Source organism: Neobacillus rhizophilus (assembly GCF_018343535.1).
GTDB classification, from domain to species: domain Bacteria; phylum Bacillota; class Bacilli; order Bacillales; family Cytobacillaceae; genus Neobacillus; species Neobacillus rhizophilus.
Genome location: NZ_JAGYPF010000005.1, coordinates 66,241 through 91,284 on the forward strand (window position 1 = coordinate 66,241; position 25,044 = coordinate 91,284).

General features: G+C 41.5%; 22 protein-coding genes, 1 pseudogene and 1 other annotated feature. Of the genes and pseudogenes, 16 read left to right on the plus strand and 7 right to left on the minus strand.

The window, feature by feature from the left end:
- Window positions 1-77 precede the first annotated feature (77 nt).
- The 12 genes from KHA99_RS23200 to ccpA all read left to right on the plus strand — a co-directional run bounded on the left by KHA99_RS23200 (window position 78) and on the right by ccpA (window position 12,531).
- A complete protein-coding gene (locus KHA99_RS23200) occupies window positions 78-1,151 on the plus strand; it encodes a M42 family metallopeptidase (RefSeq protein WP_213119870.1) in 1,074 nt (357 codons plus the stop codon).
- Window positions 1,152-1,215: 64 nt separating this feature from the next.
- Window positions 1,216-1,737 (plus strand): DUF84 family protein, encoded by a 522-nt coding sequence (locus tag KHA99_RS23205; protein WP_213119871.1) that lies wholly within the window; start codon window positions 1,216-1,218, stop codon window positions 1,735-1,737.
- 163 nt (window positions 1,738-1,900) lie between these two features.
- Entirely contained in the window at window positions 1,901-2,476 is a 576-nt protein-coding gene (locus KHA99_RS23210; RefSeq protein ID WP_213119872.1) for a hypothetical protein, read from the plus strand.
- Window positions 2,477-2,697: 221 nt separating this feature from the next.
- Complete coding sequence (locus KHA99_RS23215; RefSeq protein WP_213119873.1) at window positions 2,698-3,012, plus strand: thioredoxin family protein; 315 nt, start codon at window positions 2,698-2,700, stop codon at window positions 3,010-3,012.
- 87 nt (window positions 3,013-3,099) lie between these two features.
- A complete protein-coding gene (locus KHA99_RS23220) occupies window positions 3,100-3,894 on the plus strand; it encodes a DUF1444 domain-containing protein (protein ID WP_249366877.1) in 795 nt (264 codons plus the stop codon).
- 509 nt (window positions 3,895-4,403) lie between these two features.
- On the plus strand, window positions 4,404-6,623 hold the full coding sequence (locus KHA99_RS23225) for a DNA translocase FtsK (RefSeq protein ID WP_443677945.1): 2,220 nt from the start codon (window positions 4,404-4,406) through the stop codon (window positions 6,621-6,623).
- A gap of 485 nt (window positions 6,624-7,108) precedes the next feature.
- Window positions 7,109-8,410 (plus strand): UDP-N-acetylmuramate--L-alanine ligase, encoded by a 1,302-nt coding sequence (gene murC / locus KHA99_RS23230; protein WP_213119875.1) that lies wholly within the window; start codon window positions 7,109-7,111, stop codon window positions 8,408-8,410.
- Window positions 8,411-8,587: 177 nt separating this feature from the next.
- Window positions 8,588-9,049: a DUF948 domain-containing protein gene (locus tag KHA99_RS23235; protein WP_213119876.1), complete on the plus strand. Its 462-nt coding sequence runs from the start codon at window positions 8,588-8,590 to the stop codon at window positions 9,047-9,049.
- Window positions 9,050-9,069: 20 nt separating this feature from the next.
- Window positions 9,070-9,534, plus strand: coding sequence for a YtxH domain-containing protein (locus KHA99_RS23240; protein ID WP_213119877.1), 465 nt, complete (start codon window positions 9,070-9,072; stop codon window positions 9,532-9,534).
- An 86-nt stretch (window positions 9,535-9,620) separates the two neighbouring features.
- The gene (gene ytxJ, locus KHA99_RS23245; protein ID WP_213119878.1) at window positions 9,621-9,953 is read left to right on the plus strand and encodes a bacillithiol system redox-active protein YtxJ; all 333 of its coding nucleotides are present in this window, start codon (window positions 9,621-9,623) and stop codon (window positions 9,951-9,953) included.
- A gap of 288 nt (window positions 9,954-10,241) precedes the next feature.
- Entirely contained in the window at window positions 10,242-11,318 is a 1,077-nt protein-coding gene (locus KHA99_RS23250) for a bifunctional 3-deoxy-7-phosphoheptulonate synthase/chorismate mutase (RefSeq protein WP_213119879.1), read from the plus strand.
- Between the two features lie 208 nt (window positions 11,319-11,526).
- Window positions 11,527-12,531, plus strand: coding sequence for a catabolite control protein A (gene ccpA / locus KHA99_RS23255; RefSeq protein WP_213119880.1), 1,005 nt, complete (start codon window positions 11,527-11,529; stop codon window positions 12,529-12,531).
- A gap of 498 nt (window positions 12,532-13,029) precedes the next feature.
- Here the strand turns inward: ccpA and KHA99_RS23260 are convergent, their stop codons facing one another.
- The 3 genes from KHA99_RS23260 to KHA99_RS23270 are packed head-to-tail and all read right to left on the minus strand — an operon-like array spanning window position 13,030 to window position 15,521.
- Window positions 13,030-14,202, minus strand: coding sequence for an acetoin utilization protein AcuC (locus KHA99_RS23260; protein WP_213119881.1), 1,173 nt, complete (start codon window positions 14,200-14,202; stop codon window positions 13,030-13,032).
- On the minus strand, window positions 14,199-14,846 hold the full coding sequence (locus KHA99_RS23265; protein ID WP_213119882.1) for an acetoin utilization AcuB family protein: 648 nt from the start codon (window positions 14,844-14,846) through the stop codon (window positions 14,199-14,201). Before KHA99_RS23265 ends, KHA99_RS23260 begins: the two co-directional genes overlap by 4 nt.
- A gap of 42 nt (window positions 14,847-14,888) precedes the next feature.
- Entirely contained in the window at window positions 14,889-15,521 is a 633-nt protein-coding gene (locus KHA99_RS23270) for a GNAT family N-acetyltransferase (RefSeq protein ID WP_213119883.1), read from the minus strand.
- Window positions 15,522-15,716: 195 nt separating this feature from the next.
- Here KHA99_RS23270 and acsA point away from each other — a divergent pair, with 195 nt between their 5' ends.
- Window positions 15,717-17,435, plus strand: a complete 1,719-nt coding sequence (acsA, locus tag KHA99_RS23275; protein ID WP_213119884.1) for an acetate--CoA ligase — start codon at window positions 15,717-15,719, stop codon at window positions 17,433-17,435.
- 57 nt (window positions 17,436-17,492) lie between these two features.
- On the opposite strand, the gene KHA99_RS23280 is transcribed toward acsA, so the two are convergent.
- Together KHA99_RS23280 and tyrS are read right to left on the minus strand one after the other, a co-directional pair.
- Entirely contained in the window at window positions 17,493-17,687 is a 195-nt protein-coding gene (locus KHA99_RS23280; protein ID WP_213119885.1) for a DUF6954 family protein, read from the minus strand.
- Between the two features lie 106 nt (window positions 17,688-17,793).
- Window positions 17,794-19,053 (minus strand): tyrosine--tRNA ligase, encoded by a 1,260-nt coding sequence (gene tyrS / locus KHA99_RS23285; RefSeq protein WP_213119886.1) that lies wholly within the window; start codon window positions 19,051-19,053, stop codon window positions 17,794-17,796.
- Window positions 19,054-19,096: 43 nt separating this feature from the next.
- Window positions 19,097-19,310 (minus strand) — a binding site (T-box leader).
- A gap of 146 nt (window positions 19,311-19,456) precedes the next feature.
- Between tyrS and KHA99_RS23290 the strand changes: the two genes are divergently transcribed.
- On the plus strand, window positions 19,457-22,204 hold the full coding sequence (locus KHA99_RS23290; RefSeq protein WP_213119887.1) for a transglycosylase domain-containing protein: 2,748 nt from the start codon (window positions 19,457-19,459) through the stop codon (window positions 22,202-22,204).
- 188 nt (window positions 22,205-22,392) lie between these two features.
- Here KHA99_RS23290 and rpsD read toward each other — a convergent pair whose 3' ends face one another.
- On the minus strand, window positions 22,393-22,995 hold the full coding sequence (gene rpsD, locus KHA99_RS23295) for a 30S ribosomal protein S4 (RefSeq protein WP_213119888.1): 603 nt from the start codon (window positions 22,993-22,995) through the stop codon (window positions 22,393-22,395).
- Between the two features lie 453 nt (window positions 22,996-23,448).
- Between rpsD and KHA99_RS23300 the strand changes: the two are divergent.
- Window positions 23,449-23,649: pseudogene (locus KHA99_RS23300) on the plus strand (PLP-dependent transferase); the annotation flags it as partial.
- A 25-nt stretch (window positions 23,650-23,674) separates the two neighbouring features.
- Here the strand turns inward: KHA99_RS23300 and msrC are convergent.
- Window positions 23,675-24,154, minus strand: a complete 480-nt coding sequence (gene msrC, locus KHA99_RS23305; protein WP_213119889.1) for a free L-methionine (R)-S-oxide reductase MsrC — start codon at window positions 24,152-24,154, stop codon at window positions 23,675-23,677.
- Window positions 24,155-24,307: 153 nt separating this feature from the next.
- Between msrC and refZ the strand changes: the two genes are divergently transcribed.
- Window positions 24,308-24,940: a forespore capture DNA-binding protein RefZ gene (gene refZ, locus KHA99_RS23310; RefSeq protein WP_213119890.1), complete on the plus strand. Its 633-nt coding sequence runs from the start codon at window positions 24,308-24,310 to the stop codon at window positions 24,938-24,940.
- Window positions 24,941-25,044 lie beyond the last annotated feature (104 nt).

The window sequence follows — 25,044 nt, forward strand, 5'->3', positions numbered from 1 at the left end:
GGAAAGCTGTTTATAACTTCTGTAAAATAAAAATGATACATAGTATGAGATAAAAAGACTAAAGGAGTTTTCTACATATGAATGAACAAACCTTGAAGCTTTTTCAAACCTTAACCGAGCTGCCTGGGGCTCCCGGTAATGAACATTTAGTCCGCAAATTTATGAAAGAACAGCTTTCGCAATATGCCGATGAAATAGTTCAGGATAAGCTTGGCAGTGTTTTCGGCGTGAAAAGAGGGAATGAAGCCGGCCCGACAATCATGGTCGCAGGGCATATGGATGAAGTTGGTTTTATGGTTACGGCCATCACCGAAAATGGAATGATCCGTTTCCAGACGCTTGGCGGTTGGTGGAGCCAGGTACTTCTCGCCCAGCGCGTCCAAGTCATGACAAAAAACGGCCCGGTCATCGGTGTTGTAGGATCCATCCCGCCGCATCTGTTGGATGAATCAAAGAAAAACAAACCGATGGAAATTAAGAATATGCTGATTGATATTGGGGCGGATAACCGTGAAGACGCTGAAAGAATCGGCATTAAGCCTGGGCAGGCCATCCTGCCTATTTGCCCGTTCACTCCAATGGCAACTGAAAAGAAAATTTTAGCGAAGGCATGGGACAACCGCTATGGCTGCGGTTTGGCGATTGAACTGCTTCAGGAGCTAAAAGATGAAACATTGCCTAATATTCTTTATTCGGGGGCAACGGTTCAAGAGGAAGTAGGCCTGCGCGGTGCTCAGACTGCCTCTAACATGATTAAGCCGGATCTCTTCTTTGCGCTTGATGCCAGCCCGGCCAATGATATGACTGGCGATAAAAATGAATTTGGTCAATTGGGCAAGGGAACATTATTGCGTATCCTTGATAAGTCAATGGTAACTCACCGTGGGATGAGGGAATTTGTTCTCGATATGGCCGAGACGCATAAGATTCCGTATCAATACTTTGTTTCACAAGGTGGAACAGATGCCGGCCGTGTTCACCTGTCAAATGAAGGGGTACCAAGCGCTGTTATCGGAATTTGCTCCCGTTACATCCATACCCACGCTTCCATCGTCCATATCGATGACTACGCAGCCGCAAAGGAATTATTGGTTAAACTAGTTAAGGCATGTGATAAAACAACTGTGGAAACAATTAAATCAAACAGCTAATTTTGCGGGGGCGTGATGTCACATCATGCCTCCTTTGCTGTATTTCTAAAAAGGAGCAACGAGCATGAAAATTATTATTGGATCAAAAAACCCTACCAAAATTACGGCGGTCAAAAATAGCTTTCAACACCTGGAGTCAGAGTTTATATCCTTAGACGTACAATCAGGGGTTAGCGAGCAGCCCTTCTCCGATGAAGAAACAATAAAAGGGGCGATCAACAGGGCAAAAGGCGCGCTTGAACAAGGAAATGGCGATATCGGCATCGGCCTTGAGGGAGGCGTCCATGAAACTAGCCATGGGCTTTTGCTTTGCAATTGGGGAGCGCTTGCCACCCTCGATATGGAGCCGATTGTAGCTGGCGGCGCAAGGTTTTTATTGCCCGAGGAAGTGGCAGTAAGATTAAGGGCTGGTGAAGAGCTTGGCCCGGTTATGGAGGATTACGCGAAAAAGAAAAACGTCAGCAAGCAGGAAGGTGCTGTCGGGGTCTTTACGAATGGAATGGTCAATCGGGCCGAGGTGTTTACGCATGTTATGAAACTTTTAGTAGGGCAATTTACCTATCAGCAAAAATTAAAAGCACATTGAACTTCGAAAACTATCTAGCTTCAGCGCCTAGGGGCTCGGGGTCATAAGCCAATCCGTCAAGGAGGTTAAAAAGCAACCTCCTCGCCGGCTCGTCTTATGCCTGTCGCCCCTGGTCAAGGCGCTTCCGCTTTTATAATTTTCGACACTATTTTTCGACAAAGTCTTGTCATTTGAATATTCTGGCAGTTATTATGGAGATAGTATACAGTTTCCTAAGGAGGAGTTTAACCTGAGACTCTTTAAAGCCATTACTATTTTCTTATTATCTCTTGGATTATTAACTGCATGTGGAAATGCGAATTATAAAGAAGAAAGTAAAGCCGCAATTAAAACCGTAAACACAACCTTTCATGAGAAAGCAAAGAAGCCGACGAAAAAAAGCGATAAAATTCATTTTTACCTTCCGTTCGGATATGAAATTGATGACACCACACCGAATAATATCATTTTAAAAAATGGCTCGAAAACTTATATTCTGTTTGTGAATCCACAGGAAAGCGCATCTAGTGATGTGGTGTATAAAACGACAGTTGAACAGTATAAAAAACTGGATACAAATGAGAAATTTGTAGACGATAAAATGTTCGGTTATTTGACCGTTAAAAAGCTAAAAGATGACATGAATGAAATGACCGTTGGTGTAGGAGGCGCGAAAATAACCACTCAGGTGAAAACTTCAAGCCTTGAAGAAGAAGCGAAAGCAATGACGCAAATAGTTCATTCGGTTACATACAAATAATAAAACGGAGGTAATCCCTTCGTTTTTTGTTTGGCTAATATGAAAGTATAAGTGCAACTACGCCTCATGAATCGCCCTTAAGGGGTTCGCCAATCGGCGAGTTTTCTTTACCCTGGTTGGTTAAGATAATAGGGGATGTCCGATTGCATATTATTGGACTGCAAACGGGATGGATTGTTATGATTGAAAAAACATTCTTTCAATACGGGGGTCGTTAAATTATGAAACATTTAGAGTCCATGGAGCAATTTGAGCAATTGCGTGACCAGGGAAAAACGATTTTTATGTTCTCAGCTAATTGGTGTGGGGACTGCCGGTTTATTGAACCAGTCTTGCCAGAGATTGAGTCCAAATTCACGGAATATACCTTTATCCATGTAGACCGTGATCAATATATTGATTTATGCCAGCAGCTCGATGTTTTCGGGATCCCAAGTTTTATTGCCTTCGAAAACGGAAAAGAACTGGGCCGCTTTGTTAGTAAAGACCGTAAAACACAAGAGGAAATCGAAAAATTTATTACAGGTTTAAAATAAATCAGCACAAGGCTCCATCTCCTTTTGGAGAAGGAGCCTTTTTATCTAATAAAGAAAACTACTCCTTTTAATGCCGGAGGGATATAAATGAAAATGGACAGTAAAAAGATGAGGCGAGAACTCGAATCGCGTTTAGATAATGAAGATAGAGTAGTAACCTATGATCGCGATAAGGATCAGCTGCGTATTGAAAGCAAACGAACTGGAAAAGGGATTACGGTTGCTCTAGCAGGGATTGTGGCAAAATGGCACGATGAGAAGGATAAAGCGATCGACGAAGTTGTTTATTATGTGGATGAAGGGCTTCGGGCCATGGAGGAAACAATTCAATTAACTGACCATGAGAAAAAAATCTTCCCAGTAATCCGTTCATCCTCTTTTCCGAAGGAAGCCGAAGAAGGCGTTCCATTCCTAATCGACGAACATACGGCGGAGACGAAAATTTATTATGCGTATGATATGGGGAAAACCTACCGCTTAATTGATTCCAGCATTATGCAAAAAGAAGGCTGGGATCCATTGAGGATTAAGGAAATTGCCTTATTTAACGCAAGATCGCTGACTACAACAGTGAAGGAAGACCAAGTAGCCGGAAACATTTTCCATTTTCTTAATACCAATGATGGGTATGATGCAAGCCGGATTTTAAATAAGGGATTCTTGAATGATATGGAGAAGCGGATTACCGGGACAATGGTTGTGGCCGTTCCTCACCAGGATGTCTTGATTATCGCCGATATCCGCAATGACAGAGGCTATGATGTAATGGCACAAATGGCGATGAGCTTTTTTGCCAGCGGCCGCGTTCCAATCACCGCCCTGTCGTTTTTATACGAAAAAGGTGAATTAGAACCAATTTTTATTTTAGGAAAAAATAAATAAAGGTATGGGATCACTTGGTGAGAGTGATCCTTTTTTCTGTGTCTCAAGAACGAAATTTTATATATTTTAGCAGTTTCTATAGAATAATGTCGAAAAAATAAAAAATGCTGATAAAATAGAGTGACAAGTAAATGAAAACTCGATGATAGGACGAAGACAGAGACGTAGTTGAATTTACGCTATTAGCTAAAATAGAAAGAGTGATAGTTTTGAGCTGGATCCAAAACTTTTTTCAAAAATTAAAGAAAGACGAGGAAGGCGAATTTGACAAGCACCCCGTTCATAATAATAAACCGGAAGTTCCAACATTTTTATCTCAAAGTGAAAGCACAAAAGATTTGGATGCAAGAGTTTCTTATCAATATCCTAAAAATACATTAAAGACTTCTTTAGAATTAAAAAAGCCGGTTGAAGAAAAACGGCCGAAAAAAAGGAAGGAAAGGGAGGCAGCCAACAGACAAACACAAGTTCAGAGCCAGGTTGAACTGAGTCCAATAGCACCTTCAAAGATGAAAACGGAACCGCTAAAGATAAAAACGGAACCTACAAAAAGAGCGCGAGGGCCGTTTCACCCAACCGAAATTCCTTCCCCAGTATTTGGCTTCAATCGGCCAAGAAAAACAGGCGCAGTTGTTGAACATGAATTGAGTCATTTTTTCAAGGAAGAAAATACAAGCCAGTCTACTCCGCTGCCGACGGAAGAGAATCCTACAATACCAATTTCAAATTTTGTCACCAAAATATTGGAGACAGAAGATGAACTTAAAGAGACTGTTACCCTTGAGGAAATCCCTCTAGTTGACAATACATACTCCGACGAGATGGATAACAGCCCTGTTCTGAATGAGGAGTTTCAAGCACAAGCAGGCGAGGATGGTGAACTGCCACTTCAGATTGAAGAGAACCAAATTGAAGAATCTGAACTACCGCCACTTCTTATCGAAGAAAACCTAATCGAGGAATCAGAACTAGCACCACTTCGTATCGAAGAAGATCAATTCGAGGAATCTGAACCTCCTAAGCCTAAGCGTTCTCATCTTCCTTTCAACGTCATGATGTTAAAGCAGGATCGGGAAAAATGGGAAGTAAAGAAAAGAAGACTCGACGAAGAACGGCAAAAGCAGGCTTTAATTGCCGCTTCTCAACAAGAGCAAGTCGTGGAAAACAACAGCCTGCTTAAAGTGAACGAGGAACCGCAACAGCAGGAATCAATTAATACACAGCAAAAAGAAATAATCGTTGAAACCAATAGCCGTCGTGAAGAGCATAATGACCACCATATCCAAGAGATTGCCGCAGCAGGCGAATATCAATTCCCAATGGCGGATTTGCTAAATCCCCCTGTTTCCGAAATCATCGATACAAAATGGATGCTTTATCAAGAGGAATTGCTAAACCAAACCTTGCAAAACTTTAATGTTGGCGCAAATGTGGTGAATGTAACGCAAGGTCCGTCTGTTACCCGTTTTGAAGTACAGCCTGAGCCTGGTGTCAAAGTGAACAAGATTACCAATCTAAGTGATGATATCAAATTAAGTCTTGCTGCCAGGGATATCCGGATCGAAGCACCAATTCCGGGGAAACACACGATTGGAATCGAAGTGCCGAACCAACAGTCAAGGCCGGTGAGAATCAGCGAAATTATCGGCAGTGGCGTTTTCAGTGATACAGCATCCCCGTTAACGGTGGTGCTTGGCCTCGATATTGCCGGCAAGCCGATTGTGACAGATTTAAAGAAAATGCCCCACGGTCTGATTGCCGGGGCAACAGGATCCGGAAAAAGTGTCTGCATTAATTCGATTTTAGTTAGCTTATTATATAAAGCCAGTCCTGAAGATGTTAAGCTCATGCTAATTGACCCGAAAATGGTGGAGCTTGCACCATATAATCGGATTCCTCACCTAGTCAGCCCGGTTATTACCGATGTAAAGGCAGCAACCGCTGCGTTAAAATGGGCAGTCGATGAAATGGAAAGACGCTATGAGCTATTTGCCCATACCGGTGTCCGCGATATCAGCCGCTTTAATGAACTGGCCATGGAGCATAAAAGATATTCCGACAAGCTCCCATATATTGTCATTATTATTGATGAGCTGGCTGATTTAATGATGATGTCACCGGCTGATGTTGAGGAAGCCATTTGCCGGATAGCTCAAAAGGCAAGAGCGTGCGGTATCCATTTAATTATCGCAACGCAACGGCCGTCTGTGGATGTCATCACTGGTTTAATAAAAGCAAACGTCCCGACAAGGATTGCCTTTTCGGTCTCATCCCAAGTCGATTCGCGTACAATCATTGATATCAGCGGTGCTGAAAAGCTGCTTGGCCGCGGCGATATGCTCTTTTTGGAAAATGGCTCATCAAAGCCGGTCCGCTTGCAGGGCACATTTGTAACCGATGAAGAAATTGATGTGGTTGTCGCTCATGTAAGAGAACAGCGCGAGCCGGAATACTTATTTGTCCAGGAAGAACTTTTAAAAAAGGCCCAAATAACGGAGGAGGAAGACGAGTTGTTTTATGATGCCTGTGAATTTATCATCGAACAAGGAGCAGCATCCACTTCCAGCTTGCAGCGCCGCTTTAAAATTGGCTATAACCGGGCTGCACGCTTAATGGATATGCTTGAACAGCAGGGATATATTTCAGGTGCAAACGGAAGCAAGCCGCGGGAAGTGTTAATTAACGAAGCAGATTTGGAATCCATCCAGGATGCAAGTCTAAATATGTAAATATAGACAAATAATAAATGAAAACTCAGCGATTGGCGAGTCCGATAGGACGAAGACAGAGGTGTAGTTGAATTTATGCGTTCAGAATTTACGATAGTAAATTCTGATTAGCGAAATGAAAACTCAGCGATTGGCGAGTCCGATAGGACGAAGACAGAGGTGTAGTTGAATTTATGCGTTTAGAATTTACGATAGTAAATTCTGATTAGCGAAATGAAAACTCAGCGATTGGGCGAGTCCGATAGGACGAAGACAGAGTTGTAGTTGAACATATGCGTTCAAATTTACAACAGTAAATTCTAATTAGCGAATAGTACCATTGGAGCAATTCGGGTTCGAAAATAGTTTTTACGGATAAACAGTGATATAATATTGAAATATGTTCAGGAAAAGCAGGTGCGCAATTCCCCTGCTTTTTCAGATTAGCAAATACAGACAGATGTCATATACTGTTTTACAGATAGACGTTGGTTGGAGGTTCTTCTATGACAATTTACCATTTTGTCGGTATAAAGGGGTCTGGTATGAGTGCACTTGCACAAGTGCTCCACGATATGAAATTTCAGGTCCAAGGCTCCGATGTCGAAAAGCGCTTTTTTACTCAACTGGCCCTTGAACAATCGGGGATTAAAATACTCCCGTTCCAAAAAGAAAATATCGAGCCAGGGATGACAATCATTGCCGGGAACGCATTTCCTGATACGCATGAGGAAATTCAAGAGGCCATGAAACTAGGGCTTCCTATTATACGTTACCATCGCTTTTTAGGCGATTTTATGCAAAATTTCACCAGTATAGCCATTACAGGTGCCCATGGCAAAACATCCACCACGGGTCTGCTTTCGCATGTAATCGCAGGCGCGAAGCCTACTTCCTTTTTAATCGGTGACGGTACCGGTAAAGGACAAGAAGGTGCGGAGTATTTTGTTTTCGAGGCATGTGAGTATAGACGGCATTTTCTTTCCTACTTCCCTGATTATGCCATAATGACCAATATTGACTTTGATCATCCTGATTATTTTGCCAATATCGATGATGTATTTTCGGCTTTTCAGGAGTTGGCCTTCCAAGTGAAAAAAGGGATATTTGCTTATGGTGATGATGAGCAGCTTCAAAAAATTCAGGCAAAGGTTCCTGTCTTGTTTTATGGATTTGCGGAGGAAAATGACTATCAGGCCGCAAATATTGTGAAAACGACAGAAGGAACAAGCTTTGATGTATTTATTCGCAATACGTATTATGACACCTTTTCTATTCCAACATTCGGTGACCATAGTGTTCTAAATGCTCTAGCTGTCATTGGCGTTTGCCATTATGAAGATATTAATGTTGAAGTAGTGAAAGATCTTTTAACGACCTTCCAGGGAGTTAAGCGAAGATTTACGGAAAAAAGGATGGGTAACCAAATTTTAATTGACGATTATGCCCACCATCCGACAGAAATCAAAGCAACCATTGATGCAGCCATGCAAAAATATCCTGATCGTGAAATTGTTGCCGTGTTCCAGCCGCATACCTTTACAAGGACGCAGGCATTTTTAGAAGATTTTGCTGAGAGCCTAAGGCTGGCGGATAAAACTTATTTGTGTGAAATTTTTGGGTCAGCTCGTGAAAAACAAGGAAAGCTTTCTATTCACGACCTTGAGGAAAAAATCCCTGGTGCTGAAATTCTCACTGAAGAGACCACATATTTATTAGGGAACCATGATAATAGTGTCATCCTCTTTATGGGGGCTGGAGACATTCAGAAATTCCAGGAATCTTATGAAAAACAAATTGCTAAATAAGAAAAGGATTCCGCCAAGTGCGGCATCCTTTTTTCATATCAATAATATAAGGAAATTTTTTTAACAAATTGCAGGAAAACAAGACAAATCACTGGAAGTAGTATAAGATATGAACGAGGTTTAAACCAGAGTTTGAACGGCAATACATAATTAATAGGATATATCGGAGGTTTTACTATGATTTTGATTTTATACATAAGCGTGGCCTTGATTTCAGTAGCTTTTTTAGTGCTGGTTTTCTATTTATCAGCGACACTTAAATCCCTGAAAATTACCCTTACGAGTGTTTCGGACACTTTAAAGGGACTGGAAAAACAGGTTGAAGGTGTAACAAGTGAAACAACTCAGCTCTTACAAAAAACAAATGCCCTTGCCGAAGATTTGAAAGATAAATCTGTGCGCTTAAATAGTGTCGTCGATTCTGTTAAAGAGGTTGGAACCTCAGTCAGGAAATTTAACGGAACATTAAAGAATATTACGAATACAATTGACGAGCAAGTAGAAGAGAGCAAAGAAAAAGTTTCGCAAATTATTCAGTGGAGTAATGTATTTTTTGAATTAAAAGACATGTGGCAGGCTCGTAAGGAAGCCAAAAATGAAGAAACCATTTATGAAAGGCAAAAGGAACGTTCACATTAAAAAGGAGGAGTGAAGGGATTATGACAAAAAGAGAGTATGAATCACGTGAAACCAATCAAGTTCGAAGCGACGAATCTGGCGGCAGCAGTTTTCTGCTGGGCGTTATCGTTGGCGGTCTGGCGGGTGCGGCAGCGGCGCTGCTCTTAGGTACAAAAAAGGGACAGGAATTTCGCCACACACTTTCTGACCAAACGGGATCTCTTCTTGAAAAGTCTTCACCGCTAAGGGAAAATGTAAAGTCCAAAACCATCTCACTTACCCAGGGGCTTGCCCAGCAATCCTCTAATCTAGTGAATAAAGTGAAAGGGAAATCAGATAGCACATTTGAGCAGCATGAGGATTCCGAAACCACCTATATTTCGATTAAAGGTTTAAACGAAAAAACGGCATCAACAAAAGCTTCTGCAAATAGCGATGAAATTCGAAAAAAATTAGAGGAAGCTCAAAAAGCACTAGAGGAAGAAGAAAGCAGGGTTAGGATTTAAAGGGAATGTAAGTCATACTGTTTGTGAAACATTACGGTGAAGTGTTAAAATTACTTCACCGTTTATTACTTTCTGGAGGTAAAATTATGCTGAAAAAAATTGATTCAATTGAAGAGTTTACGGAATTACTAAATAAAGAAAATTCATTTTATCTATTAAAGCACAGCTTAACTTGCCCAATCAGCCAAGCAGCCTACAATGAATACGAGAAATTTTCGAATGAACATGAAAATATCCCAACTTACTATTTGGCAGTCCAAGATTCCCGCCCATTATCAAACGAAATCGCTGAACAATTTCAAATTAAGCACGAATCTCCACAAGCCATTCTTTTTGCTAATGGGAAACCATCGTGGAGTGCTTCACACTGGAAAATAACAAATCGTTCTTTGGCACAAGCTATTCCCGTGCAGGAATAAAAAATAGTTCCATGTTGCCACAAAACAGTCACCTTTTTTCAAAAAACACATATATTACTTTAATATATATCAAAAAATACTTTAATGCATAAAAGCTTAAAAGCGTTTAATCATTAAAGAAAAAAGTGATGACAAAGAAATTTATTTCGGCTATAATAAACCCTAATTATAAAAAAGTTTATAATTTTTAAAAATCTTTGATTGTGAGGCAGTAAACTTAATCCTATTTAAAAAAGATAACTTTACTTAGGAATAAATGCCGACAAAAGAAAGGACGGGGACGAAAAGATGGGCAATAATGAATTGGATCAGTTAAGAGACCGTGTAGACGAGTTAAACTTGGAATTGTTGAGGTTAATAAATGAAAGAGCTCGACTCGTCCAAGAGATCGGGCAGGTTAAAGGAAGTCAAGGCGTTTTCCGCTTCGATCCAGTCCGTGAAAGAATGATGCTCGATAAAATTAAAGATAATAATGATGGTCCATTTGAAAATTCAACAATTGATCACCTGTTTAAGGAAATTTTCAAAGCGGGGCTTGACCTCCAAAAGGACGACCATAAGAAAGCTTTGTTAGTTTCTAGAAAGAAACAGCCAGAAAATACAATTGTAGACTTAAAAGGCGAAAAAATTGGCGATGGCAAGCAGCATTTTGTCTTTGGTCCATGTGCGGTTGAATCCTATGAGCAGGTGGCGACTGTTGCAAAAGCTATGAAGGAAAAAGGCTTAAAGCTTTTGCGCGGTGGTGCTTACAAGCCAAGAACGTCACCATATGATTTCCAAGGATTAGGTGTAGAAGGACTGAAAATATTAAAACGTGTTGCAAATGAATTTGATATGGCTGTCATTAGTGAAATTGTCAGTCCTGCCGATATTGAAATGGCTATTGATTACATCGATGTCATCCAAATTGGTGCACGTAATATGCAAAACTTCGAATTATTAAAGGCTGCTGGTGCAGTGAATAAACCAGTTCTATTAAAGAGAGGGTTAGCTGCAACCATCGAGGAATTCATCAATGCTGCCGAATATATCATGGCGCAAGGAAATGGACAAATTATCCTTTGCGAGCGTGGAATTCGGACCTACGAAAAGGCAACTAGAAATACCTTAGACATTTCTGCTGTTCCTATCTTAAAGCAAGAAACACATTTACCAGTTATGGTGGATGTTACCCACTCAACTGGAAGAAGAGATTTACTGCTTCCATGCGCGAAGGCTGCAATTGCGATTGGGGCAGACGGCGTTATGGCTGAAGTACACCCAGACCCGGCTGTAGCACTTTCTGATGCGCAACAGCAAATGAACCTTGAGCAATTTGATCACTTCTACAATGAACTCCTTGCATCCAACTTTGTAAGAGTATAATGAACAAGAACCTTCTGCCATGATAGCAGGAGGTTTTTTCCTGCTTTTAAAAAAATATTGACAATATAATTGCGGCTTTTTTCTTCTTGTCGTATCATAAATACATACTTAAAGATTGTTTACTTTATCACATAAGCAATTATGACTAGATTTTAGCTAAATGCTATAAAATAAAGAAAACAATGTACGTTTTAGGAGAGTGTTACAAGTGAATAATATTACAATTTATGACGTAGCCCGTGAAGCGAATGTTTCCATGGCAACAGTATCCCGCGTTGTTAACGGGAATCCAAATGTTAAACCGGTTACCCGGAAAAAGGTCCAGGAAGTAATCGAGAGATTAGGGTACCGTCCAAATGCGGTTGCCAGGGGATTGGCAAGTAAAAAAACAACGACAGTCGGAGTGATCATTCCTGATATTTCCAACATCTTCTTTGCAGAGCTGGCTCGCGGGATTGAAGATATTGCCACCATGTATAAATACAACATTATTTTAAGTAATTCAGATCAAAACAAAGATAAGGAATTACATTTATTTAACACAATGTTAGGTAAACAGGTAGACGGGATTGTCTTTATGGGAGGACATATTACACCTGATCATGTAGATGAGTTTGAAAGGTCACCAGTTCCAGTCGTACTAGCGGGATCTATCGAAGAATCTGAAAAAATTCCATCTGTTAACATTGATTATGAACAGGCTGCCTACGATTGTGTGAAAGAGTTTATCGGCAGAGGGCATAAAGATATTGCTTTTGTAATTGGACCGCTATATGAACCGGATATCACCGTTAAAAAGCTGAATGGCTATAAGAGAGCCTTGGAAGATGCAAATATTCCATTTAATGAAGAGTTAATTATTGAAGGAGATTATACGTACGATTCTGGTATTGAAGCTTTTGAAAAAATGCTGGAACTATCTGAAAAACCCACTGCCATTTTGGTTGGTGCGGATGAAATGGCACTTGGCGTCGTCCATGGTGCTGAGGATAAGGGCTACAGTATTCCAGAGGATTTTGAGGTTATTACTTCTGACAATACGAGACTGTCGCTGATGGTCCGTCCGCAGCTTACGACAATTGTTCAACCTCTTTATGATATTGGGGCTGTTGCAATGCGCTTGTTAACCAAATTAATGAACAAAGAAAAAGTAAGTGAACAAAAAGTGGTTCTTCCACATCGTATTGAACATCGGCAATCTACAAGAGAATAGTAAAAAAGGCGGTTAAATATCCGCCTTTTTTATTTTGTCTAAACCCTGCTAACGGGCCTGTTAATTGCCGCTCCGGGCACTCGCTTTCCTGCGGGGAGGTCCTAGAGCCTCCTCGGCGCTGGAAGCGCCTGCGGGGTCTCCAGTGACCTCTCTATCCCGCAGGAGTCGAGTGCCCTCCGCTACAATCAACTGGGAGTCAAATATCCTAAAGTATTGCAACACACATTTTCTCCTCCTGGTAAGTGTGCTGCTTTATGAGGACATTCCATACAGGAAATGCCCTAACCTGCGCAGCCTTCGGACAAAATCGATTGGAAAAGAGGAGGAAGTGTCCGAACCTCGCGGAAATCGAAGCGCCTGGGGCGCAAATCAACAAACATGTTAAAAAGGCTTTGTATTAATATTTTTATAAATAAATCAACGTGGTAAATCGAGTAAAATAAAAGGCTATCGGAAGTTTTTCGATAGCCTGAGGCGGCTAAAGAGCCGCTACTTTCATTATCTAGATTCACTTTTTTGATGATTACGAATTGGATATAGTGCTTTTTCAAGTGTGATTAAGTTCTTTTCCGTTATTTCTGCTTTTCTTGGGATTGGAGGATAAATACCCTCAGAATCATCCCACTCCCTTGGCAGTGTCACCGGGGACTCCTTTTGCCACTGTTCAATCCAGTCTTCCGGCAAACCTCCAAAACAATTAGGATTTTCTGTCATCTCCATCCAAATAAATGCCCAAGCCCTTGGGACAACACGCCAAATATCATATCCGCCGCCGCCCACGGCAATCCATTTGCCGCCGCAATATTGATGCGCAATTTCATGGGCAAGCCTTGGGATTTCCCGATATATTTTCATCGTTGCCGACAAATGGGTTAATGGGTCATAATAATGCGAGTCTGCTCCGTTTTGCGTAAGGATGACATCAGGCTTAAAAAACTCGGCCACATCCCTGATTGCGTTTTTATAGGCATGCAGCCACGAATCATCTTCTGTAAAGGCATCAACAGGGATGTTGAATGAATAGCCGTATCCCGCTCCCTGTCCTCTTTCGTTAATATTGCCCGTACCCGGAAATAGATATCGGCCTGTCTCATGAATCGAAAGTGTACAGACATTTGGGTCATCGTAAAAGGACCATTGAACTCCGTCACCATGATGGGCGTCTGTATCTACGTATAAAACGCGGGCATTATATTTTTGCTGGATATATTTAATCGCAACAGAACTATCATTGTAAATACAAAATCCGGAGGCTTTCCCACGAAATCCGTGATGCAGACCGCCGCCAAGGTGCAGGGCATGAAGTGTTTTTCCGGTCATTACCTCATCGACAGCCGTTAAGGTACCCCCTACCATCAAAGAACTAGCCTCATGCATATTAGGGAAAATAGGGGTATCTTCAGTACCTAAACCATAGTTTTCAGCTATTTCTTTCGGAAGAAGCCCCTGGCCGGCCTTTTTTACTGCTTCTACGTAGCTTGGGTCATGGATTAAAGTTAATTCCTCTTCTGTCGCCATTCTTGGCTTAACAATCTGATTGGGGTCTAAGGCATTTATTCTATTTAATAAATCTACTGTGAGTTTAAGCCGGAATTGATTGAAAGGATGATGGCTGTTGAATCGATAATTCAGAAGGTCTTCTGAGTAAATAAAGGAACAGCGATCATTCATATAGACATCCCCGGCAAATTTGGCCATAACACCTGGTGGCCAGCTTCTTTAAGGTCTTGAATCAATCCGGTAGGGTTCATTAATTGAACTCTGATAACAAGTATTTTATATTGTTCATCCTGTTTATCTGGGTAAACGAGTACACTTAAGATGTTTGCCTTCCGTTTTCGGATAATTTCTGCGATTTCACTGAGAATTCCGGAGATATTCGGCACTTTTATTTCAATTTGCGAGCCAGGCTGGTGAACACCTGTTAACTCAATCATTGTTCTTAATAAATCCGTTTCTGTCACAATTCCCACTAATTTTCGATTATTGATGACCGGAAGGCAGCTTATTTTATGTTCATAGAAAAGAGCGGCGGTCTCTTCAACAAAATCCAGGGGATGGCTTGTGATGACGTTTTTTTCCATTATCGTATCTAGGGGTTTTTTCAAAATTTCCGGGTGTTCATTTGCATGGAAAATGGACGGTGTAGCCTCTCTTATTTTAGCAACGGTAACAAGACCAACCAGGTGCCCATCTTTATCAATAATTGGGATGTGGCGAATTTTCCTTAATTCCATTAATGCCATGGCGTCTGCAATGGTATCAGTGGGAGAGAGGGCAGCTACATCCGATTGCATAATTTCTTCCACGATCATAGGATTTCCCCCAATTCTCTAAAATTCTAGAATGTTTCCTCGTTAGTACATAAACCGATTCATAAAACGCAGCCGGTCAAATCGTTGGACGGATTCGTTATCGATTCGTTTGCCGATTTTGGCCATCAAACAGTTGGCTGGGTGGGAGCAGATCTCCGGGTCATCAGTCGCATACCATTCCAAACCGCCGGCATTCATCATTTTCTCCATGATCTTTCGATATTCCCAAACATTGAGTTTGGTTCCTTTTAAATCCCAATGCCAATAATACTCTGTTGTGATAATAATATAGTTTTCCATGGCATCATCCATCATCGAAACAATCAGGAGGTTTTTACCAACGGCACAGCCTCTAAATTGAGGGATCACCTCGATTGCACCCAATTCTATTAAATTATCCATCTTTCCTTCCGACCAGCGTTCGAGAGGGTCCGGGTATAAATAGGTAACATAACCGACGATTGTATTTTGATGCCGGGCAATAATAATTCTTCCTTCCGGTAAATCGGCGATCCCGATTAATGCCTCGTGCTGCTGGGCAGGGGGGCGAAACGCAACAAGGTCTTCGTGAAAATCATAGCCTGCTAATTTTTCTGCAGTGACAGGGCCTTCAATAATTAATTTTCCGTGAGGAGTTTTTAATTCCTTAGCATTATAGGTTTTTTTGTGCTCCATTTGGTCACCCCTGGAAAAAATCTAGGTATTTCAATTCTATTATACATGAAATTTTTATCTTTAAAGATTTTTCACTAAATTTTCGAAAAATTAAACACTAGGTTTATATTTTTTTAAAAAAATGTTTTTTTAAAATTGTGAATAGTTATTATTTGTACTATAATTATCTCAAATACTTCAGAGGGGGAGATAGGAATGAAAGTGGAAGCGCTGCCAGTAGTCCAAGGGAATTTCAATTTGCGAAACTATGAAGAAACATATAAGAATTTTGACTGGAAATATACAGAAAAGGAATTCTCTTGGAGTGAAACAGGCCTTGTTAATATGGCTTACGAGGCGATTGACCGCCACGCGGGTACGTTCAGAAAAAATAAGGTGGCATTATACTATCGTGATGCTTCGAGAAATGAAAAATATACCTTTAAGGAAATGAAGGAGCTTTCCAATAAGGCTGGGAATGTGCTGAAAAATTACGGCGATGTCGAAAAAGGCGACCGTGTCTTTATTTTCATGCCGCGTTCTCCAGAACTTTACTTTACTGTTTTAGGAGCAATTAAGCTTGGTGCGATTGTTGGTCCATTGTTTGAAGCTTTCATGGAAGGGGCTGTCAGGGACCGTCTGCAAGACAGTGAAGCAAAAGTATTGGTAACCACTCCAGAATTGTTAAGCCGTGTACCTGTTCAGGATTTACCAGCATTAAAGCATATTTTCCTCGTTGGAAAAAATGTGGAGGAACAAGGGAATTGCATTAACTTTTTAGAAAAATTTGAGAGTGCCAGCAAAGATCTGAAGATTGAGTGGGTTGAGCGGACAGATGGATTAATCCTCCATTACACATCTGGATCCACTGGAAAGCCAAAGGGCGTACTGCATGTACATAATGCGATGATTCAGCATTATCAAACAGCTAAATGGGTTCTTGATTTAAAAGAGGATGATGTTTACTGGTGTACAGCAGACCCAGGCTGGGTGACAGGAACTTCCTACGGTATCTTTGGACCATGGCTGACTGGTACTTCGAATGTTATTGTCGGCGGACGTTTCAGCCCAGAATCCTGGTATCAAATGATTGAAGACTTTGGTGTTACGGTTTGGTACAGTGCACCAACAGCATTCCGGATGCTGATGGGAGCGGGGGACGAGCTGGTTAAGAAATTTAATTTAAGCAGCCTTCGTCATGTCTTGAGTGTAGGTGAGCCATTAAACCCAGAGGTGGTAAAATGGGGTGCCAAGGTATTCAATAAGAGAATCCATGATAACTGGTGGATGACTGAAACCGGTGCTCAGTTAATTAGTAACTATCCTTGCATGGAAATCAAGCCTGGTTCGATGGGTAAGCCAATCCCTGGCGTTGAGGCGGCGATTGTTGATAATCAAGGTAACGAGCTTCCTCCATACAGAATGGGGAACCTTGCAATTAAAAAAGGCTGGCCTTCGATGATGCATACGATCTGGAACAATCCTGAGAAATACGAGTCGTATTTCATGCCGGGTGACTGGTACGTCTCCGGAGACTCTGCGTACATGGATGAGGATGGCTACTTCTGGTTCCAAGGCCGCGTCGATGATGTCATCATGACATCTGGAGAGCGAGTTGGCCCGTTTGAAGTGGAAAGCAAGCTTGTTGAACACCCAGCTGTTGCTGAAGCAGGAGTTATCGGAAAACCGGATCCGGTGCGCGGGGAAATTATTAAAGCCTTCATCGCGTTAAGGGATGGTTATGTGGCAACTGAAGAGCTTAAAGAGGAAATCAGACAGTTCGTCAAAAAAGGTCTGGCAGCACACGCCGCACCTCGTGAAATTGATTTCCGCGACAAGCTGCCAAAAACACGAAGCGGTAAGATCATGAGACGTGTTCTGAAAGCATGGGAGTTAAACCTGCCGACAGGTGATTTATCGACAATGGAAGATTAACTTTTGAAAATACAAAAGAGGCCGACTCCAATAAATTTTGGGCGGCCTCTTTATATGCTATTTCCGTTTGCGCTCGGCCCAGCCAATTCCCTTTCGATAGCCAAATCCCAAGATTAGATAGATTACCAAAACAATTACTCCCGTAACCAATCTTTCCTGCATGCTTCCATCTGCCATAAGAACCGGTCCAAGGCCAAAAAACGTTACCAAGCCAATGAGAAGGATAAAAACAGCGTGTACTAAAACTCTCACTACTTTCACCTCCAAATTTCTTTATATATATTTGACGATTAAAAGAAAAAAGCTGTTACATATAGAAAGGACTTTGGGTTGCAGTCCCAAAGCCCCTTTAAAGCAATTAATACTTAATTAACGTATACTTCTTTTTTCCTCTTCGTACAATAGTAAACTGGCCTTCAATTTTGTCAGTTTCCAGCAAAGAGTAAGCTGTATCGGTTACCTTTTCCCCATTAATGGCAATGGCACCGTTTGTAATATCTTCACGAGCCTGACGCTTCGAAGGAGATATCTTGGCAGCTACTAAAAGTTCAACTAAGTTATTTTCCTCTTCATTTTGCAGCGCGTAAGACGGAACATCTTTAAAGCCCTGCTTGATTTCGGCAGCCGTTAAACTGCGAACGTCCCCGCTAAATAATGCTTCGGAAATCTTGATGGCCTGCATTAGTGCATCCTCTCCGTGAATCAGGCGTGTCATCTCTTCCGCCAGTGTCTTTTGGGCTTTACGGAGATGCGGCTCTTCCTGGACACTGGCTTCCAATTGTTCAATTTCCTCTCGAGAAAGGTAAGTAAACAGTTTCAAGTATTTCACCACATCAGCATCGGCTGTGTTAATCCAGAACTGGTAGAACTCGTAAGGAGTGGTTCTTTCCGGATCAAGCCAGACAGCGCCGCCTTCTGATTTTCCAAACTTGGTACCATCGGATTTGGTTACAAGCGGAATCGTCAGCCCAAAGGCTTTCGTCTCTTCATCGTGCATTTTTCGAATTAGCTCAAGACCTGAGGTAATGTTCCCCCACTGGTCGCTGCCGCCAACCTGCAATTTGCAATTATAATGATCATATAAATGGTTGAAATCCATCGCCTGTAAAATCGTGTAGGTGAACTCAGTAAACGATATCCCTGTTTCAAGCCGGGAGGCAATCGTATCCTTTGCAAGCAGGTAGTTGACACCGATATGCTTACCGATATCACGCAGGAAGGCAATGACGCTCATGGGCTTTGTCCAGTCGTAGTTGTTGACCATAACCGCGCCATTTTCCCCTTCAAACTCAAAAATCGCCGCTAATTGCTTTTTAATACCCTCAACGTTTTTCTGAACCGCTTCGATTGTTTGTAGTTTTCGCTCTTCGCTTTTGCCGCTCGGGTCGCCAATTAAGCCAGTTGCGCCCCCGACCAATACTAGCGGCCGGTGTCCATGCTGCTGGAATCTTCTTAGTGTTAAAAATGGCACCAAGTGGCCGATATGCAGACTGTCAGCAGTTGGGTCCGTTCCGCAATAGAGCGAAATTTTTTCGTTATCTAAAAGATTCTGCAACCCTTCTTCATCTGTTTGCTGATAAATAATGCCCCGCCATTTCAAATCCTCTAATAAGTTCATTACACAAAACCTCCAATAAAAAATAAAAACGCCCCTGCAATTATGCAGGGACGTAAAATATACGCGGTACCACCCAGCTTGAGGAAATTCCTCCAACTTGATAAAATAACGGTTTGAACCGTTCTCCGCTACTGTTTCTTCACAGAGAAAGCTCCAGGATGTAATTCACTCTTCTATATGTGGCAACTTTCACCGGCCGCTGCCTCTCTAATTACAGGGATAGAAGAACTACAGTTGATTCCCTTCAAAGCTTGTTATTATAAAAAAATGCTTAATGATTTTTTAACATATATTAAAGATAAAGTCAAACGGTAAAATCGAAATTTCAGAAAAATGTAGAAGCTTGTCAAATTTTATACCACCGATATGCTATAATGGATGTGATTTTATTAGAGGTGATGCTATGAAAGAAAAGTGGCAAATTTGGAAGGAAAAAGCTGATTCCCTCCTTAGTTATATTACTCATAAAAAAACCGTCAAAGGTGCCAGGATTACGTATCAGGTGTTCTGGAACCTGTTTCTGCTTTTATTAACGGTTGTGGTCCTTGGAGGGGCTTTTGCAACAGGTGTTGGCGCAGGTTATTTTGCCTCGCTCGTCAAGGATGAGCCCGTACGTTCATACGAAAGTATGAAAAAAGATATTTACAATTATACAGATACATCGGACTTATATTTTGCTGATAATGTTTATCTTGGAACACTGCGGTCGGACCTGGTCCGTGATGAGGTTAAATTGGAGCAGGTTTCCGATTACGTGATCAATGCTGTAATTGCTACGGAGGACGAATATTTTTACAAGCACAATGGGGTCGTCCCTAAGGCCGTTTTTCGTGCCCTTTTTCAGGAAGTAACCAATTCTCCTATCCAATCAGGTGGGAGCACGCTGACACAGCAATTAATTAAAAACCAAATTCTAACCAATGAGGTTTCCTTCCAAAGAAAAGCAAATGAAATTTTGCTGGCCCTTCGTTTGGAGAAATTTTTCAATAAAAAAGAAATTCTTGAAGCGTATTTAAATATGGCGACTCTTGGTAGAAATTCATCAGGGCAGAACATTGCCGGAGTACAGGCCGCTGCAAAAGGGATTTTTGGAAAAAATGCAAGCGAGCTTACACTGCCGGAGGCTGCCTTTATTGCCGGACTGCCGCAAAGTCCGTTTGGCTATACCCCATTCACACGGGAAGGCACAGTGAAGAATAATCTTGAGCCTGGCATAACAAGAATGAAAACAGTTTTAAAAAGAATGTACGATGGCGGATACATTAATGAAAAGCAATACGCAGAAGCATCTGCCTATGACATTACAAAGGATTTTACTCCACCAGTACCGAATCCTCTTGATAACTATCCTTGGCTGACATTCGAAATCGAGAAGCGGGCCATTGATGTTCTGACAACGGTATTGGCTAAGAAAGATGGCCATACCGAAAAAGATCTAAAACAAGATGAAAACCTTTATTATAAGTATAAGACGATGGCCAGCCATGACCTGCGGCAAGATGGCTATCAAATTCATACAACCATAAACAAAGATATCTATGATGCAATGCAGGTGGTAAAAGATAACTACAAATATTATGGACCAGATAAACCGGAGGAAAAAGAAGACCCGGAAACTGGTGAAAAGAAAACCGTAATGGAACCTGTTGAGGTCGGTGCAGAACTGATCGAAAATAGTACCGGCAAAATCATCAGCTTTGTTGGCGGCAGAGATTATAATAAACAGCAGCTCAATCACGCTACCAGTGCAGTCCGCCAGAACGGTTCGACGATGAAGCCGCTGCTCGTCTACGGGCCGGCTATTGAGCTCGGAAAAGCGGCGCCCGGAACCCCGCTTCCGGATGTCGAACTGAGACTGGATAAAAGCAAAAGTACACCATGGCCTCATAACTACGACAAAAGATATAGCGGATTAGTATCAGCACGGTATGCTTTGGCCAAATCCTATAACGTGCCGGCTGTAAAGCTATACTCTGAAATCGTGGACCAGCGTCCAGCACAATATCTGGAAAAGATGGGCTTTACCTCGCTAACAAAAGGGGATTACACGAATCTGGCTACCTCAATAGGGTCCATGGATAACGGCGTGACTGTTGAAGAAAATACAAATGCCTTCAGTACCTTTGCCAATGGCGGGAAATTTATCGATGCTTATCTGATCGATAAAATTGTCGACAAGAACGGAAAGATTATTTATCAGCATGAAGTAAAGCCTGTTGATGTCTTTAAACCGCAGACTGCTTATCTGACCTTAGATATGATGCGGGATGTCATTAATAGTGGAACAGCAGCAGGTGTAAAAAGCAAACTGAATTTCAGCTCTGATTGGGCAGGCAAAACCGGTACTGGTAACAATTATTTTGATTCGTGGTTTGTTGCCTTCAACCCGAATGTAACACTTGGAATTTGGACTGGATATGATACGCAGAAATCGTTAAAAACTAGCGGAATGTCATACAGTCAGCGGACCAATAATCTTTGGGCTGAACTGATGAATGCGGCTTATAAAATTAAACCGGATTTAGTTGCTCCAAAAGAGAGTTTCCAAATGCCTGAAGGAATAGTTAAAAAGTCGTATTGTGCCGTTTCTGGCCTGCTTCCGTCAGCTGCTTGCTCAAAGGCAGGCTTAGTTGAAAGTGATTATTTCAATGCCAAAGATGCTCCTACGAAAGTCGATGATAGTTTAATCGAAGGAAATTATGTAACCATAGGGGATAAAAAATATCTGGCACTTGATTCCACACCAAAAGAGTTTACCCAGTATGGAACAATCTTAAACCCAGACTTTATCACCAGAATGGTAGGCAATGACTTTAAAAATATCAGCCAGCTTATACCAAATAGGGGCAGATGGGACAATGTGCTTGTCTCAAGCGCTAAAATGGCCGATAACGGCAAGAAACCGGATAGTGTCAACTTGACCGCATCCGGCAATACCCTCACATGGAGCGCACCGGCAGACAATGATATCGTCGGCTACCGCGTCTATCAGGGTGGATTTTTTGGAGCGAAGATCGCCAGCATCAACAGCGGCTCATCACTATCCTATAATGTTGGAAGTGGAAGCTTCTATGTAACGGCAGTTGATATTGCAGGAAATGAATCCGCACCTTCAAATGTAGTGGAAGTAGGAGTTTTAACTCAACAATAGTATTTAATGGGGGTCTCAAAATTAGATTTTGGGACTCCTATTTTTTATCTAATAGGAAAGCCTAAATTCAACTACGCCTCATGAACCGTCCTATCGGACTCGCCAATCGGCGAGTTTTTATTTATTCCCAGAAACACAAAAAAGCCCCAGAGTTGAAATTCTGGGGCTTTACGAATGCTAAATACAAATTAACGAGAATAGAACTCGACGATAAGAGTTTCGTTAATTTCAGCAGGTAATTCAGAACGCTCTGGCAAGCGAGTGAAAGTACCTTCTAATTTGTCAGCATCGAAAGTTAAATAATCAGGAACGAAGTTAGTTGCTTCGATTGCTTCTTTGATTACATCTAGGTTGCGAGATTTTTCACGAACGCTGATAGTTTGGCCAGCAGCAACGCGGTATGATGGAATATCAACGCGAGCGCCATCAACTAGGATGTGGCCATGGTTAACTAACTGACGAGCCGCACGGCGAGTGCGTGCAAGACCTAAACGATAAACTACGTTATCAAGACGAGATTCAAGAAGAACCATGAAGTTTTCGCCATGAACGCCGCCTAATTTGCCAGCTTTGTCGAATAGGTTGCGGAATTGACGCTCATTAACTCCGTACATATGACGAAGCTTTTGCTTCTCTTGTAACTGCAATCCATATTCAGAAAGCTTTTTGCGTTGGTTTGGACCATGTGGTCCAGGAGCGTAAGGACGCTTTTCTAATTCTTTACCTGTGCCGCTTAGAGAGATTCCAAGACGACGGGATAATTTCCAGCTTGGGCCGGTATATCGAGCCATGAATGACTCCTCCTTTAAGTTTTTATTTTGGTAAAATAAAAACCGTAACGAAACATCGATAACAGCCATTTTGTTTTCATGCACCATCGCCCTAGCAGCTAAGGGTTACGCGATGCACCTTCGCAAGAAGCTCTTGCGAGGAACAAAATGGAACAGCTAATGTCGTTTCATAGGCTGCAATATTTTACACAAAGAGTATTATATAATTTTTATTCGTGGTAAGTCAAGCTAATTTTTATTATACACTGGATTCGGCCAAATTAGGTGTTTAACAGACTTCTCTTAATAAACATATACTAAAGAAAATTGAAATCGGTTTCATTCGGGAGGGGACCTGTATTTTGGAAATGAAGAAAGCCCGTTTTGAAACGGATGTGATTCATGCCGGTTATTGACCAAATGTACAGCCATACAACCCTTTGGAACAAAGAATATGACCGCCCGACTTTGTAATTGGAATTAATTAAAATTGCGGTAAGTTTGGGAGATACGGAAACATTAATCCAACATCCAGCGACAATGACTCACGCGGTCGTACCGGAAGAAGAGCGGCTGAAAATGGGAATTGATAATACACTACTCCGCCTTTCTGTCGGCCTAGAAGCATGGGAGGATTTGAAAGAGGATTTAGAACAAGCGCTTGATAAAATATAAAACTCGCCGGCTGGCGAGTTTTCATTTATAAATGCTCGTTTAGGATAGCGACGAATTCCTCCAGCTTTTTTTGGTCCATTTCATCAAAACGGTTTTTTTCTGGTGAATCAATATCTAGGACACCTATAACCTGATCACCTTTTACAAGTGGAATGACAATCTCTGACTGGGAGGCAGCATCACAGGCGATATGGCCTGGGAATTGATGCACGTCTGCGACCCGAAGCGTTTCTCCTTTCCTGACTGCTGTCCCGCATACACCTTTTCCAACCGGAATACGGACACAGGCAGGCAGGCCTTGAAATGGTCCAAGCACTAATTCCCCGTCCTCCATCAAATAAAAGCCCACCCAGTTAATCCGGTCTAAAAATTGGTTTAACAAAGCGGAAGCATTGCTCAAATTGGCAATTTGATTTTTTTCATCGTGGATGAGGGCATGCAATTGCTTCTTTACTAATTCGTAATTTTCTTCACGGGTCCCTTTGTACATTTCGACGTTAAACATCCTTTTTCCCCCTATTTCTTAAAGTTTTATAGTCTATTTTAGCAGATTGAAAAGAAAAAAAGCAGACTTTGTCGATTTTTTCATAAAGGAATCCTTATCAAGGTAAAGAACAATTATATTAGGGGATTTTGTGTTCGAAAAGGGGGAAAAGGGATGAAGAAAAGTTCAAAGGATTCGGTCGTCACAGCTGCTATTTTGTTGTTCAATTCCAAAGGCTACTCAGGTACGTCGATAAGGGATATCGCTGATGCCGCGAAAGTAAATACGGCCACCATTGCTTACTACTTTGGCAACAAAGAGGGGCTTTTGGAATATTGTTTTACCTATTTTTTTGAACAGTACATCAATAAAATGGAAGCTTCTTTTGCCACCATTGAAAAAGGGGCAGCAATTTGTCTGAAGCGTGTTGTAGCGGATTTGCTCCATTATCAATGGGAAAACATTCAGCTTGCCAGCTTTGTGTACAGGGAAATGTCAATTGATTCGCAAATGGTAAGAGAAATCATGGCCACCTATTCGTTGAAGGAAAAGTACTATCTTCAAAAGATATTTGAAAGAGGCTTTGAGTGGAATGAATTTCGGCCGCATTCGATTCCTTATTTAATTATCCAGCTAAAGGGTCTCTTAATGATGCCGTTTATGAATACTCATTACATGAGAGAAGTGCTGTATGTTTTCCCAAATGAAAAGTTTTTCGAGCAAAAATATTTAAAGGATCTTTATCAATGGATTGACAAAACTCTTTGTTCCGATATTCAAATAAAAAAAGAAGCGATTATAAAGTAGAGTCCAGGATTTGAATCAAAGCCCTTAGCTGAAAAGTTCCCTCGAAATTATCTAAAAAAAGCTAAAGCACTGGCTGTCTTGATGAATTTATGCAGCAGAGTGCT